The sequence below is a fragment of the Mesorhizobium sp. B2-6-1 genome, from assembly GCF_006440475.1.
Classification (GTDB): Bacteria; Pseudomonadota; Alphaproteobacteria; order Rhizobiales; family Rhizobiaceae; genus Mesorhizobium.
In genome coordinates this window covers 41,973-56,077 of sequence record NZ_VFUH01000015.1, presented here as the reverse complement: position 1 = coordinate 56,077, position 14,105 = coordinate 41,973, and the positions used below count along the sequence as shown (strand labels likewise).

14 protein-coding genes are annotated in these 14,105 nt (G+C 58.8%); 3 read left to right on the top strand and 11 right to left on the bottom strand.

Going from position 1 to position 14,105, the window contains the following annotated elements:
* Positions 1 to 92 precede the first annotated feature (92 nt).
* The 6 genes from FJ443_RS25525 to rpsF form a co-directional block, all read right to left on the bottom strand.
* Positions 93 to 1,064 carry a small ribosomal subunit Rsm22 family protein gene (locus tag FJ443_RS25525; RefSeq protein ID WP_140666226.1) on the bottom strand — a complete coding sequence of 324 codons (972 nt, stop codon included), beginning with the start codon at positions 1,062 to 1,064 and terminating at the stop codon, positions 93 to 95.
* Between the two features lie 3 nt (positions 1,065 to 1,067).
* Positions 1,068 to 1,391 carry a YnfA family protein gene (locus FJ443_RS25520; protein WP_140666224.1) on the bottom strand — a complete coding sequence of 108 codons (324 nt, stop codon included), beginning with the start codon at positions 1,389 to 1,391 and terminating at the stop codon, positions 1,068 to 1,070.
* A gap of 85 nt (positions 1,392 to 1,476) precedes the next feature.
* Positions 1,477 to 2,769, bottom strand: a complete 1,293-nt coding sequence (locus FJ443_RS25515; RefSeq protein WP_140517844.1) for a cyclopropane-fatty-acyl-phospholipid synthase family protein — start codon at positions 2,767 to 2,769, stop codon at positions 1,477 to 1,479.
* Between the two features lie 216 nt (positions 2,770 to 2,985).
* The gene (gene rplI, locus FJ443_RS25510; protein WP_140494465.1) at positions 2,986 to 3,570 is read right to left on the bottom strand and encodes a 50S ribosomal protein L9; all 585 of its coding nucleotides are present in this window, start codon (positions 3,568 to 3,570) and stop codon (positions 2,986 to 2,988) included.
* Between the two features lie 214 nt (positions 3,571 to 3,784).
* On the bottom strand, positions 3,785 to 4,033 hold the full coding sequence (rpsR, locus tag FJ443_RS25505) for a 30S ribosomal protein S18 (RefSeq protein WP_006203718.1): 249 nt from the start codon (positions 4,031 to 4,033) through the stop codon (positions 3,785 to 3,787).
* Positions 4,033 to 4,527 (bottom strand): 30S ribosomal protein S6, encoded by a 495-nt coding sequence (rpsF, locus tag FJ443_RS25500; RefSeq protein ID WP_140494463.1) that lies wholly within the window; start codon positions 4,525 to 4,527, stop codon positions 4,033 to 4,035. Before rpsF ends, rpsR begins: the two co-directional genes overlap by 1 nt.
* A gap of 449 nt (positions 4,528 to 4,976) precedes the next feature.
* On the opposite strand from rpsF, the gene FJ443_RS25495 reads away from it, so the two are divergent.
* The gene (locus tag FJ443_RS25495; protein ID WP_140666222.1) at positions 4,977 to 6,686 is read left to right on the top strand and encodes a pilus assembly protein; all 1,710 of its coding nucleotides are present in this window, start codon (positions 4,977 to 4,979) and stop codon (positions 6,684 to 6,686) included.
* Positions 6,687 to 6,731: 45 nt separating this feature from the next.
* On the opposite strand, the gene FJ443_RS25490 is transcribed toward FJ443_RS25495, so the two are convergent.
* Positions 6,732 to 8,660, bottom strand: coding sequence for an LTA synthase family protein (locus tag FJ443_RS25490; protein ID WP_246678907.1), 1,929 nt, complete (start codon positions 8,658 to 8,660; stop codon positions 6,732 to 6,734).
* A 208-nt stretch (positions 8,661 to 8,868) separates the two neighbouring features.
* Here FJ443_RS25490 and FJ443_RS25485 point away from each other — a divergent pair, with 208 nt between their 5' ends.
* Entirely contained in the window at positions 8,869 to 10,728 is a 1,860-nt protein-coding gene (locus FJ443_RS25485) for a recombinase family protein (protein ID WP_140666220.1), read from the top strand.
* Between the two features lie 129 nt (positions 10,729 to 10,857).
* On the opposite strand, the gene FJ443_RS25480 is transcribed toward FJ443_RS25485, so the two are convergent.
* The gene (locus FJ443_RS25480; RefSeq protein ID WP_140666218.1) at positions 10,858 to 11,163 is read right to left on the bottom strand and encodes a TM2 domain-containing protein; all 306 of its coding nucleotides are present in this window, start codon (positions 11,161 to 11,163) and stop codon (positions 10,858 to 10,860) included.
* A gap of 260 nt (positions 11,164 to 11,423) precedes the next feature.
* On the opposite strand from FJ443_RS25480, the gene FJ443_RS25475 reads away from it, so the two are divergent.
* On the top strand, positions 11,424 to 12,344 hold the full coding sequence (locus tag FJ443_RS25475; protein ID WP_246681244.1) for a hypothetical protein: 921 nt from the start codon (positions 11,424 to 11,426) through the stop codon (positions 12,342 to 12,344).
* Between the two features lie 9 nt (positions 12,345 to 12,353).
* Here FJ443_RS25475 and FJ443_RS25470 read toward each other — a convergent pair whose 3' ends face one another.
* The 3 genes from FJ443_RS25470 to FJ443_RS25460 all read right to left on the bottom strand — a co-directional run bounded on the left by FJ443_RS25470 (position 12,354) and on the right by FJ443_RS25460 (position 14,021).
* Complete coding sequence (locus tag FJ443_RS25470) at positions 12,354 to 12,932, bottom strand: hypothetical protein (protein WP_140666216.1); 579 nt, start codon at positions 12,930 to 12,932, stop codon at positions 12,354 to 12,356.
* Positions 12,933 to 13,008: 76 nt separating this feature from the next.
* Positions 13,009 to 13,299, bottom strand: coding sequence for a hypothetical protein (locus FJ443_RS25465; protein WP_140666214.1), 291 nt, complete (start codon positions 13,297 to 13,299; stop codon positions 13,009 to 13,011).
* 242 nt (positions 13,300 to 13,541) lie between these two features.
* Positions 13,542 to 14,021, bottom strand: coding sequence for a hypothetical protein (locus tag FJ443_RS25460; protein ID WP_140666212.1), 480 nt, complete (start codon positions 14,019 to 14,021; stop codon positions 13,542 to 13,544).
* Positions 14,022 to 14,105: the final 84 nt, after the last annotated feature.

Sequence of the window (14,105 nt, the reverse complement as noted above, 5' to 3'; positions counted from 1 at the left end):
GTATTCCCGTGCCCTGATTCCGATTGACTCGACAAGGTGCTGATTCTACGCGACGGTTTAGAACAAAGCAAGAACAATCGTCACCCGAATCCCTAGGCTGTATCGAGCACATCGCCCCAGTCCGACCGCCGTGCCGCCTTGAACAGTTCACCGTCACGCTTGCTGAAAAGCGTCTCGCCGGCACTGCCGTCCGGCCGGCAAAGCTTGAGCGCCGCCTTGCCCGAGCCGGTTTTCGGTGGCGCGATCACCCGCGCCGCGCGGACTGGCGCCGGCTGCCTCGAAGCCGCGACATAGATGAACTTCTCGTCCTCCCATGGCACTTCGGCGTCCTTGGCCAGCCGGTGCAGGCGCGAGCGGGCGACGCGCCGCGAAAAGTGGCACCAGTCGGGCGGGATGAGCGGGCAGGGGGCTTCGTGCGGGCAAGGTGCCAGTACATGCGCGCCCGCTTCCATCAGTTGCCGACGAACCGCGAGAACACGCTGCCAGCCCGCCGGCGTGCCCGGCTCCACGATCAGCAGCGTGTCTGTCGTAAGCTGCCACAGCCGATCGACCATTTTGGGCAGTGATGCCGGTGTGATCTCGTCCAGCACATAGGCGCAGGTGACGAGGTCCGCCGGCTGCGAACCGTCAAGGTCGATGGTCACATCGCCGGCCTGCCAGGCGATCCGGGTAGCGATCGCATCGGCGGCAAGCGCCTCGCCGACCTTGCGCACCGCAGCACTGGCCTCCAGCAAAACGGCATGCTGAAGATCGGGCCACAGGTCCGCCGTGGCCCAAAGCACGGTGCCCGGGCCGGCGCCGACATCGAGCAGGGTTTCCGGCGCGAATTCCGGCTGGGCTTCGTTCACCGCGTCAAGGCTGGCGCGGACGGCGGCATAGGTCGCCGGCAGCCGCGTCGCCAGATAAGCCTTGACCGCCATATCCTGCGCCATATGCAGGCGACCGTCGCGCATCTCGGCGCGGTAACGGTCCGACAGGGTTTTCGCCGCCTGCCTGAGCACCGGCAGCGGCACGTTTTCAAGGGCACGATCGACAGCCTGTCGAAGCGGGGCAGGCAGTTCCACGGCTCATGCCCCTCGTGGTGCGAGCAGGATGACAGAGGCGCCCACTATGCAGAGCGCCGCCCCCGCAAGGTCCCACCGGTCGGGACGCACGCTTTCCACCAACCAAAGCCAGGCCAGCGACGCCGCGATGTAGATGCCGCCAAAGGCGGCATAGGCGCGGCCGGCCGCGCTGGTGTCGACCAGGGCCAGAAGCCAGGCGAAGAGAACGAGCGAAACGAAACCTGGCAGCAGCCACAGCGGCGATTTCTCCAGCCGCCACCACGCCCACACCGAAAAACAGCCAGCGATCTCGGCGAGCGCCGCGGCTGCATAGAGGAGGTAGGTCATGAAAAAGGCCTCGCGACGATCACGAGGCCTTTTTCAGGGCACGAGCCGGGAATGGCAAGCGCCAATGCGGCAAAGCGGTCTGTTCCTATTCCGCCACCTTGCGGCGCCGGGCGGGCTTGGCGGCCTCTTCGACCGGAGCCGCTTCGCGATGGCCCATGTCGCGCATTTCGAGCGCCTTTTCACATTTGACCATATAGTCGCGCGCCATCGGCAGGGTGTCGTTCTTCCTGGCAAGCTGGATCTGGAAGATGACCAGATCCTGCCAGCGGAAGGCGGCTTCCGAGGCTGCCAGATAGAATTCCCACATGCGGCAGAAGCGTTCGTCATAGATCGCCTTGGCCTTGTCGCGGTTGGCGGCGAAGCGCTGGCCCCAATGCTTCAACGTGTCGGCATAATGGAGCCGCAGGATTTCGATGTCCGTGACGACGAGGCCTGACTTCTCGATCGCCGGCATGACTTCGGAAAGCGCGGGAATGTAGCCGCCCGGGAAGATGTATTTGCGGATGAAGGCGCTGGTCGCCCACGGCACACCGGAGCGGCCGATCGTGTGCAGGAGCATGACGCCATCAGGCTTCAGCAACGTCGCGCTCTTGTCGAAGAAAGTGCGGTAGTGATTGACCCCGACATGTTCGAACATGCCGACCGAAACGATGCGGTCGAAGCGTTCGTTGAGTTCGCGGTAATCCTTCAGCTCGAAGTGAACGTGGTTTTCCAGGCCCTGGGCATGCGCCCGGTCGGTGGCGACGCCGTGCTGCTCGGTCGACAGTGTCACGCCCTGTACGTCGACGTCGAAGGCCTTGGCAAGGTAGAGGCCTAGCCCGCCCCAGCCGGAGCCGATGTCGAGCACCGTCTGCCCGGCCTTCAGCCTGAGCTTGGCGGCGATGTGGCGCTTCTTGGCTGCCTGCGCCTCGTCCAGCGTCATGTCCGGCTGCTCGAAATAGGCGCAGGAATACTGCATGTCCTCATCGAGGAAGAGCCGGTAAAGGTCACCCGACAGATCATAGTGGCGCTGCACGTTGCGGCGCGAACGCGACGCGGTGTTGATCTGCTGCAGGCGGCGGAAAGCGTGGCGCAGGCCTTCGATGGCTTTCGACCACGTCGCGTCGATGCCGCCGCTGCCCATGTTCTGGAAAGCGATGCGCATCAGGCCAAGGACGCCGCCCTCGAGGATGTCGAGTTCGCCATCCATGTAGGCTTCCGGCACGGCCAGCATCGGATCGAAAGTAATGGCGCGCTCGGCGTGCCTGGTTTTGATGTGCAGGTGCACCGGCTCGCCGCTGCCGTCACCGAACACGAATGTCGTGCCCTGTGGGCCGGTCACCTTGAGATTGCCTGTGCGCACCAGGCGGTCCAGAACGCGTTTCAACAGAATATTCATGACCCAAATGTCCCCTCTCGGTCAGACAGGCTGTCCTACTCTGCATCAATATATAGGGTTTCGAAAAGTTCCTTTTGGCACAAAAATGCCCAGGTGGTGAACCCGGGCATTGGTCCAGTCTGGCTTGAACTGCCAGTCTGATCGGAGCTGCCAGTCTGATCGGAGCTGATTGGCCGAAGCCGAATGCGGCGCGCCGGCAGGCGCGCCGCGCCGATGTCAGGCGTTCTCTTCGCCGCCCTCGAACTCGGCGTTCGGGTCGAAGAAGTTCTCCGGCCGGGCATTGTCGTTGATGTCCTCGCCATAGATGGCCTCGGCGGTGGTCAGCGTCTCGCCCTTGGCCTGCCGCTCGGCTTCGTCGGCCGTGCGGGCGATGTTGAGCGTGATCGTGACCTCGACTTCCGGATGCAGCGCGATCGCCACATTGGTCACGCCGATGGTCTTGATCGGCTGGTTGAGCTGGATCTGGTTGCGGTTGACCGAAAAGCCCTCTGCCGTCAGCAGGTCGGCGATATCGCGCGTCGACACCGAGCCGTAGAGCTGGCCGGTCTCGCCGGCCGAGCGAACGGCGATGAAGCTCTTGCCGTCGAGCTGTTCGGCGACCTGCGAGGCTTCGGACTTCCGCTCGAGGTTGCGGGCTTCGAGCTGCGCGCGCTGGCCTTCGAACTTCTTCTTGTTGGCTTCGTTGGCGCGCAGCGCCTTGCCCTGCGGCAACAGGAAATTGCGGGCAAAGCCGTCCTTGACCTTGACGGTGTCGCCCATTTGGCCGAGGCGGGAAACGCGTTCGAGAAGAATGACTTCCATGGTTTTGTTCCTTTTGGTTAGGGCGCCAATCACGGGATCGGTGCGAAATTCTTTGGAACAGGTCAGGAAGCAAAAGGGCGTTGCCGCCGGTGTCGCTGTCCTGCCTGTCGCGGCAGTTAGAGGCTTTTGGCCTCAACTCGGGATTTGATGCGCAACCCAGCGGCGCCCGTCGCCGTGGAAGAGAAGCGGGCGGCGGAGCCGCCCGCGCCAAGGATTAGCGAACCACGTAGGGCAGCAGGCCGAGGAAGCGGGCGCGCTTGATCGCCTTGGCGAGCTCGCGCTGCTTCTTCTGGCTGACGGCGGTGATGCGCGACGGCACGATCTTGCCGCGCTCGGAAATGTAGCGCTGCAGGAGGCGCACGTCCTTGTAATCGATCTTGGGCGCGTTGGCGCCCGAGAACGGGCAGGTCTTGCGGCGGCGATGGAACGGGCGCCGGGTCGGGATCTGGTTGATGTCGACCATTATTCTGCACCCCCTTCAAAGCCTTCGCGCGGACGGCGCGGACCACGATCGCCACCAGCGTCGCCGCCGAAGCTGCGTGGCGGACGATCGCCGCGATCACGGTCGCCGAACGAGCGCGGACCACGGTCGCCGCGGTCGCGGTCGCCGAAGCCGCCGCGTTCCGAGCGCTCTTCGCGCTTCTGCATCATGGCGGAGGGACCTTCCTCATGCGCATCGACCTTGATGGTCAGGAAACGCAGCACGTCCTCGGACAGGCCCATCTGGCGCTCCATTTCGTTGAGCGCTGCCGGCGGGCAGTCAAGATCCATCAGCGTGTAGTATGCCTTCCGGTTCTTGTTGACCCGGTAGGTGAGGGACTTCAGTCCCCAGTTCTCGACCCGGCCGACGGACCCGCCATTGGCGGAGATGACGCCCTTGTACTGTTCGACAAGCGCATCGACCTGCTGCTGCGAGAGGTCCTGCCGGGCAAGAAACACATGTTCGTAAAGAGCCATTATGTCTTTTCGCCTTTCTTCGTTTCTCTCCCGGTTCCCGGCGGCAAAAGCCTCTGCAACTTCTCTGACCCGCCAGGAGCGGGGAAGAAAGGAGCATGACGAGACGGTCGAGAGCGGAGACACGGGAGGCGGAAGCGCTTCTGGCTTCACGCGAAGGTTTTCGAAAACCTCCGGCCCTCCGTTCAGCCCCCAGCTGGGACCGGCAGATTGGCGGCGTCTATATAGCAATCCACGTGGAAGGCAAGAGCAGGCGGCAATCCCGGATGTCGCAGGGCCGGAAAACCGGCATGTGCGGCGATAGGACTCCGTGGTTCCCGGAAACCAGGTCTTAACCACCATGACAGGTTGTATGGGGTTGCGGCCCCGGCATCAACCGCCGATTCATCATGTCTGGCGCAAAAAGCGGCATCCCGCTGTCAGCAACGGGCTAGGCATTTCCGGGGGTAAGGATGCTTCTCAAGAAATTCTGGCGCTCGAAAAGCGGCAACTTCGCGCTTTTGCTCGGGATCGGCTTGCCGGCCATCCTGTCGGCGGTGGCCTTCGCAGCCGATGTCTCCACCATCATGCGGGCCAAGAGCAACCTGCAGAATGCGCTCGACGCGGCAAATCTCGCCTCCTCGCATCTCGGCGATCTGGACATCACCCGCACCGACGCCTTCAACCGCTATTTCCAGGCCAACGTAGCCGGACATGGCGAACTCACAAATGCGCGGGCCACGTTGACGGTCGACAGGGGCGTCAACTTCGTCAAGACGAAGGCCGTCGCCTCGGCTGACGTCGATTTGAACTTCGCCTTCCTGCTCGGTGAGAGCAGGCACATCGTGGTCGATGCCTCGGCGGTCGAATCGAACAACCAGCTCGAAGTCGTGCTGGTTCTGGACAACACCGGCTCGATGGCCGGCGCCAAAATTGCTGCCCTCAAGACAGCGACGGACAATCTGCTCAAATATCTGGAAGCGGCGCAATCACCGACGCGCAAGGTCCGCGTGGCGCTGGTACCCTTCGTCACGGCTGTCAATGTCAACGGCGACGGGTTCGACCCGTCCTGGATCGACATGGACGGCAAGTCATCCACCAATGGAATCAATTTCCCCGTCATCAACGACAAGCGTCCCAATCATATGGCGCTGTTCAGGCAGTTGATGAAAGATCCGGCCTCTGCCGCCAAATTGACGGGGTGGAAGGACGGCAAGGGGGAGGATACGGGTTGGAAAGGCTGCGTCGAGGCGCGGCCTGGTGTCCTTAATATCGCCGATACGCCGCCTGATCCACGTTACCCTGACACTCTGTTCGTGCCTTATTTCGCGCCGGACAGTCCGGGAAAGGGGACGAGACCTTCCAGCGGCTATTCAAACGATGCCTATCACTACAACAATTCCTTTATCGACGACGCCCCTGATGAGGCCAAACTTGCTCGGAATGGCGGACTGAATATTCTCGGAATAGATCTGAGCGGCTTGCTCGGAAGTGCTGCCGGGCTTTTGCGGGGTGATCTTGAAACAGTCGCCAAATATGTGGCGCCGCAGAACACCGCCATTGCCACCGCGGTCACAAACGATCCAAACGCCTTGCAATTGACGGTGGGGCCAAACCGGTCCTGTCCCTCGCCAATCGTCCCCTTGACCGAAGACTTTACAAAACTTCGCAACGAGGCCGCCAAGATGCTTGCATGGGCGGGGTCCGGCACCAATGTTTCCGAGGGCCTGGCCTGGGGCCAGCGAGTGTTGTCGCCGAGTGCGCCATATGCCGAGGGGACGCCTTGGAAGACGCCTGGGGTGAGCAAGATCGTCATGTTGCTCACCGACGGCGAGAATGTCGTCTACGGCGCCAGCAACGAGACGACCAAGTCCGACTATACGTCCTATGGTTTTCTCGCGGGCTCAGCCTATGGCGCTGCCGGTCGGCTTGGATCGGACAATCAGACCACCGCCGCGCGCAATGTCGACGGATGGACCAAAAGCGTCTGCACGCAGCTGAAGAAGCAGGGCGCCGAAATCTACACGATGGTGCTGCAATCCGACACCGCCGCCAACCGCACGCTCTACAGCGCGTGCGCCTCGGATCCCAGCGACTACTATGCCGTCAACGATCCAAACAAATTGCCGAACGTGTTCCAGCAGATCGCCAACAAATTCTCGAAATTGCAACTGACGAATTGAACGCTCGACCCCGCTGGGCGGCATCCTGGAAGGATGCCGCGAATTTCAGCTCATATGGGCGACGACCTTGTCCACCGTTTCGGGGAAGAAGTCGGGCGCCGCGTGGCGTTTGCCGAACATCATGTCGTATTGCAGCAGCCGGAAGTCGCGGATCGCCGGGTCGATCTGCTTTTGCCGCGCCCAATCGGGCGTGGCTTCTCCCGCCGGCGTCAGCAGCAGATTGCGGTCGACCACGCGGTAGCGTTCGCGCATCTCGCCCAGGAAGCCGGTATAGTAGGGGTGGGTGATGCCGGCCGTTTTCAGGATGTGATAGGGCAGGAAGGCGGGGCTGACGGCGCCCATGTCCTTGGCAGGGCCTGTGCGGTTCGACCAGATGACCAGTGGCGTCTGATGATGCTCCAGCGCCGCCTCGGCGGAAGCCTCCTTGCGCGGCGCGACATTGTCCTTCATGAACCCGGTCTCTACATAGACCGGCCCAAGCGGCGGCAGATGGTCGCCGAAGAAGGCGATGACGGTGGGGCGAGAGCGTTTCTTTGCCCATTCGACCAGGCGTTCGAGACCGCGGTCCGCGTCGGCCGAGCCCTCGGTGTAACTCAGCAGCGATTCACGCGCCCATTGGCTGATCGGGGCCTGCACGGTGTGGGTCGGATTATAGTAGCGGTTCGGCTCGTAAGGGCCGTGGTTCTGCAGGCTGACGGCAAAGAAGAACACCGGGGCATCGCTGGCATCGGCCTCGCTGATGATCTCGTCCGTCATCGCCGCGTCGGATGCCAGCGGCCCGCGCTTTTGCATCGGCGGCAGCGTCTCTTCCGATCTGAAGTCGTCGAAGCCGAAATCGGCATAGACCGCGCCGCGGTTCCAGAACCAGTTGGTGCCCGGATGGATGGCGCGCGCCCTGTAGCCCTCCCTCTTCAGGAAGGTCGCCAGCGACGGCGTCGGCGTGCGCACATATTGCTGGTAGGGGATGCTGCCGGCCGGCAGGAAGGCGTTGGAGAAGCCGGTCAGTGCCTCGAACTCGATATTGGCGGTCATGCCGCCGAATTCGGGTGAGAACATGGAGCCCGAACGCAGCGCCCGCACATTGGGGATCGGATCGGGCGTGATGGTGACCCCGGGCAGCTTGGTCGGATCCCAGAAGGATTCGCTCATGACGACGATGATGTCGGGCTTTTCCTGGGGCACCGAGGCGGTCACCTGCGGCCTGTCGATGGCCGCGATCGCCTTTTCCGAATAGCCTGGCGGCGCCGAGACATGCGCCATCGGCACGTTGAGCGCGAAGGCGAGCGCAAAGCCGTTGGAGGCGTAATTTTCCTTCTGGTCCCACATAATCGGGATGATCTGCAGCCGGTCCCGGGTCCAGGAGAAGGTGGCATAGTCCATGATCGAGACGAAGAAGGCGAGCAGCGGCACCGCCAGCGTCAGCCGGGCGAGACGGCCCTTGCGGCTGAGTATGGGCACCTTTCGACGCCAGACCCGCCAGCCATAGATGAGCAGCGACAGGCCGGCGACGATGCCGACAATCATGGCAAGGGCAGTCATCGGGCGGTCACGCACCAGAAGCGGCAGCAGCGCCACGATCTGGCGGGAGTAGAGGAAATCGGTCGGGTAGAGGGGATCGCCGAGATAATGCGATTTCTGGTGACCGATGAAAGCCAGCGAGAGCGTCAGCGGCGCGACGATCATCAGGCTTTGATAGCTGCGGCCGAAAACGGCATCGAGGCCGACCAGAACCAGTGCGAACACCACGATCGTGGTCCAGCCCGGCTTGAGCGGCTGCAGGAAGAAGGAAACCGTGCCGGCGAAGTCGCCGCGCACGATCAATTCGATGGCGAACACCAGGACGGCCGCGATCAGCAGGCTGGTCAGCCCATAGCGTATGGTCGGCCACTTCCGTCCCGGCAGGTAGCCGGTGGAAGGATCGTCTTCCAGAAACTGTGGCGCGGCTTTGCCTGCGCCTTTCGAAATCCTAGCCACTTTAACTTCCCCACCCAGCGACAGACCCGTCACTCGATTGTCATGGAATTGTCACGCAAAGCTAGCGCCTGTGGCGGAAATAAGAGGAGCCAGCAAACGATTCGTGAGCGGTTTTCATCAGGAGTGATCAAGTAAAGCTTCTACCACCACGGGGAGGCTTGTATGTCCCGGCTGGCTTCCCATATGGCGGTTAAACTGGTGGAAGCCAATGAAATCGTTGTCTTTTTTAAAATCTCATTCATATACGGAAGATGTTGAAACATTGGCTACCGCAGGTAGTCCACTAGCCTATTCCTACATCCGCTGGTCATCAGCCATCCAAGGCGATGGGGACTCTTTGCGTCGTCAAAAGCACATGGCTGAAAAGTGGTGCCGGGAAAACGGCATCAGGCTGGCCGATGACAAAATCATGATCGATGCCGGCATCTCGGCATACCGGGGCAAGAACTTGAAGGAAGGTGCCTTGGGCGCATTCGTGGCCGCTGCGAAGGCCGGCAGCATTCTAAAGGGTTCGTTCCTCTTGCTGGAGTCGCTTGATCGCTTAAGCCGCATGCGCACCGTGGAAGTGCTGCGAATCTTCCTCGACATCATCCATGCTGGAATCGTGCTCGTCACGCTCGGGGAAGACGACGAAAAGCGCTTCCGTTGGGAAGACATCAACGAACGAGATTTGGAAGACGCCATCGACGAAATGAAGTCCAGCCATCGCTTCGTCCAGAAGCTTTCGAAACGTGTGAAAGACAGTTGGGTTGGCAGGACCAAGCTGGCACGGGAAACCGGCAAGCCGATCCCCGGCAACCTTCCTGCATGGCTCTACTATGACGCCAACGGGGATTTGCAGATGGATGAAGCCAAGGTGGCAATCGTCCAATGGATATTCGACATGTGCATTTCCGGCCTCGGGCTGACAGCAATCGCCCAGACGTTGAACGAAGCTGATGTGCCTCCATTGGCCCTACACAAGCGCAAGACGATCCAGAACCGTTCAAACTTCTGGACCATCACCAGCGTTGCCTATCTGCTTCGCTACAAGGCTGTGTATGGCGACTATCACCCGAACACGGCTGACCCTATTCCCGGCATTTTCCCGGTGATCGTTTCGAAGGAAGATTTTTACAGGGCAGAGGCAGCAAGGGCCAAGCGTTACGTCACCACAAGGGGCAGGAACGGGAAGGGCTACACCAACCTGTTTAAAGGCATCGCCAAGTGCCATTATTGCGGTGAAGCCATGAACATCAAGAACGGCAGAAACAAGAGGACCCCTAACAAGCCCCTCCAATTGCGTTGCAAGGGTGCTGGCGTGAAGACGTGCAAACACAAGCCGTGGAACTATGACGTGTTTGAAACCGCCTTCCTAGCGTTCGTTCGTGAGATTGATCTCCCGGCAATCATTGATGGTGGTTCGGAGTCAAAGTTGGCCGAAATCACAAGGCAGCTTCAGGCCTTATGCGGTCAGCGATTAGAGCTCGAACGGAACATCAAAACCTTTATGGACTTGATCCGTGAGAATCGCATAGGCGCAGCAAGGTATGCTTCAGCCATAGATGAAGATCAAGCCAAGCTGAATGCCATCAACGAACAGGTACAGGTTCTAGAAAACGAACGAAAAAAGATGCATGCGGAGCGCAGGGCGTCATCCGAACTGCTGCCGGTAGAATTGCCAAAAGATGCCAAGGTGCGGGCAAAAGTTGCTGAGCACATCAGGACCATTGTGGAATCTGTGACCTTGAAAAGGGATCGCTCCAGCAAGTTTAGTTCGACATTCTTAGTGGACTTTGCAGGCGGTGGTTCTCGGCTCGTCTATGTGGACTATTCGAACCCACGAAAACCCTTTGCGGTCACCAACTCTCACAAATCCAAGATGGCCGACCTCATTCCAGAGGATGCAGAGACAGCCGCCGAAATGCGGAAATACGTGTTGCAGGATATTGGGCAGGAATTCGGGTGGCTGGCGGATCAAGCCACGACCGATGATCGTCGGGAGGGGGTCAAGGACGCTCTAAGAAAGTTTGAAGACGTGGTGGACACGTTGCAGGCGCAAGCGAAAGAGTTAGGATTGAGCAAGTAGGGCGTTCCGCAATCCAATAGCAATTTCGGCTTCTTTGAATTTGCCTGTTCGACCTCGGACGTGATGGGAGCGCCAAATGGCACTTTCCCATCTTCGGTCCAAAAATCGGAGGTCGCCTCTGTGTTGTGATCAACCAGGCTTGTTGGGGTCGGCCAGATGCCGAGGGTCGATTTGTATGTTTATAACAGGAGCAACGACGTTGTGATTATGCGCATACGCAGTTGCACCTGCGCCGGCCAAGCCCCTCATCAAGTTCGCCTGCCGGACCATGGACCCGAGCAAAAACAGATCGACAATCTGTCCGATCCCGAGCAGCCCGAAGGTCAGCAGCCATAGGATACCAGATCCTGTCCTGCCGGTATAAAACCTATGCAGGCCGCAAATCAGGAAAAATCCACCACACCAAAGAATGAATGCAACGATACCAGACTTCATTTTGCTCTCCCAAACCCGGTATCGAACATAGCCCAACCGTTCGATTTTAAAAGTGGTTTGAACCACAATTGCCTTGGAAGAAATCGGTGCAAATCTGTTTGGCGGAAGTTGGTTCCCCTCATACGTTGGACAACTCCCAACAGAGCTATTGAATTCCGGAATCAGGAATCCTTCTGATGTCTTCTGACGATCCCCTATCGATGTGTTGCGCTACCCTATAGCTCTTGGCAGAATGCAAACCTCAGGGGTGGGAGGACACAGTGGGCAAATTGCTCTGGTCGGTAGCGGCGACGCTGTTTGTGGGAAATGCGACTGCGGCGGTTATCGAGAAGGGGCCTCAGGCGGTGGGTTCGCCGGACTTGATTACGATTACAGGCGTAATCGAGCCCAACGACGATCTCCAGTTCAATCAAGTCGCCGCCACGGCCGGACAAGCGATTGTTGTTCTCAACAGCGAGGGCGGGGCCGTATTGCCGGCCCTTGAGATTGGCCGAGCTATCAGGCTGAAGGGTTTCGCCACCGCCGTGGCGAGCGACACTCTCTGCGCCTCTGCGTGTGCTCTGACGTGGCTTGCTGGTGCGCCAAGATATGCAGGCCAAAGCGCTAATATCGGATTCCACGCCTCATATGTCGTCAAGGATGGGACTCCCAGCGAAACCGGCGTCGGGAATGCCCTGATAGGCGCCTATTTGAATCAGCTCGGCCTTTCGCAGGATGCGATTGTCTTTGTCACCTCTGCACCGCCTGAGGGAATGGCTTGGCTATCAGGGAAACAGGCGGGCGAATTGGGCGTGCAATTCGCCACGTATCAAACACAGGCCGGTTCGCCAGCGACGGTGGTGACGCAAACCGCTCCAGAGCCATACGACCCTATGAGGGTCGCCGCCGCCTTCTACAATGCGCTATCCAATGCCGATGGCACTTCCGCAGCGGCACTGGTAGTTCCGGAAAAACGTGGCATCGGTCCCTTCAACGAAGCGTCTATTCACTCGTATTTCGGGGGGCTTTCTTCTCCGCTGCAACTTCAAGCCGTTTCACGGCGTGGTGCGGATAAGGTCGCCGTCGCTTATACATACGCCCGAGCTGATGGGTCGGCCTGCCAAGGCAAGGCAGAGGTGCAGACCACCTATCAGTACGGCAAGACACTGATCAGCAAGATACGTGCGCTCAATGGGTGCTGACAGACGGCGTTAGCTGGGCGCTCGGTCGAAACCCACCATGATGATCGAATCGATTGGGTAGTGATCGTCAACGTTTTTCAACGCATATCGAGCGACGGCTTCCTTGGAATTTGCACGCTCGGCCTTGCACACGATGGGAGCGCCAAAATGGCGCTTTCCTATCTTCGCCCAGAAGTCCTGCGATGCTTCCTGAAATAGGCTCTCTTTGACACAGGGAACGGCAAGGAGGCAGTGATAATGAAGGAAGGTGTCATCAATGCCGTTCTTTTTGATCGTCTCACAGACGCCCAGCGCCGGCAGCTTTCTGTCGGAGCCAAATTTTCTGCGCATGGCTGAGAAATAGGCTCTCACGAGGCGATCTCCTGTCGGGCGGTCCCTCTCGGACAGAGCAAATGCCTTCACCGGCATTGTCCCTTCCTTGGTCTTGCCAGACAGTCGCCGGTACGCTGCCTCAGGATCGTTTGATGCCACGAAAGAAATCGTGACGAATTGGGTCATATCGTGCTTCTGCACTTCGCCAAGGATGAGTTCCTTGGCTATGCCAGTGCCGGCCTTGGCCAAATGGTCTTCGAAGATCTTTCGGACCAAGGCGCTGGTGTTTCCTGAAGCGGATCGTTTTGCCAGTGTGGCAAGGGCGTTGTGCGTGGTGGGGTCGAGACGGACGTTAATCATCGAGTGGAGAAAAGTCAGTCGCTTGCAATTCTTCTGTAACAATCGTGATGTTTTTAGCAAGAGTATTGAGTTCTCTCACCGCATTTTCGAGCCTAATCATATATGAGCTCCTATTTTTGCGCTCTATAACCTGTTTAATTTGGAATTGACATGATTTGATCAACTGATCGATGTAATATTCGTCTCCGTCGATCCCAAATGCACTTCTTGCAACGCTTGTTCTTAGTTCTTTACATTGACAATGTTTGTTGTTTGATATGTTAGTAATCTTTTCGGTTTTCATTCATTGCTTTCTTTGGACGAGGTAATAGAGTTGGTGGCTTAGTGCCTTTCAAAAATGTACATAACAAAGCGCTTGGCGCTTCAAATCATCAACGATATAGTTACCGTAATACGATTTAATATTAGTATGTATCTCATGTTGCTTAATAAAACTGCGAAATATTATTGCTTTTTGATCGGTAGAACGGGAATAAAATTTCGCTATTTGGTCGGATGCTGACGTAATGACGCTCTCATCTTGATCTATGCCGCACGGCGGACAAAAAAGAATTGCGGTCCGCTAATGTAGTGCATGTACGGTTGATCAGCGAGCATGCCGTGCCGGGCGACAAGTCGCCGATAAATCTCGTGCTTCCTTCGATCTGTGGCTTCGAAATGAAAGCTGTACGGTTTTTCCCGCAACACCCATTCGGTTGTCAGTGACGCCACTTGCCGCAGCACCGGAAATCCGCTCCGAAAGTAGCCGCCCTCGTTGAATGGTGCCAACTCGTCATCCCAAGCCAACCATGAACCTTCGGTGTAGGGTTTTATCGGCGTAGCGCCACCGATAACTCTAAACTTGACGGGGCCGCCAGTTGTGGCTTCGAATTCGAATAGCAGTCCTTCGACCTTAAACCGGTGGCGAGAACACCGCTGTCCGGCTTTAGGGCTTGGCCCTGAAGCTGCATTCCAGTTCGTCAAGATCGGCTTTGTGTTCTCGCCACTGGGCTTTGAAATTTTCAACTCCCGTCTCTTTCAGCAGCCTGTCAATCTCCGCACGAGCGGGCAGGGGAAGGTTGCCGATCCACGCCCTGGCATTGTCCGGCA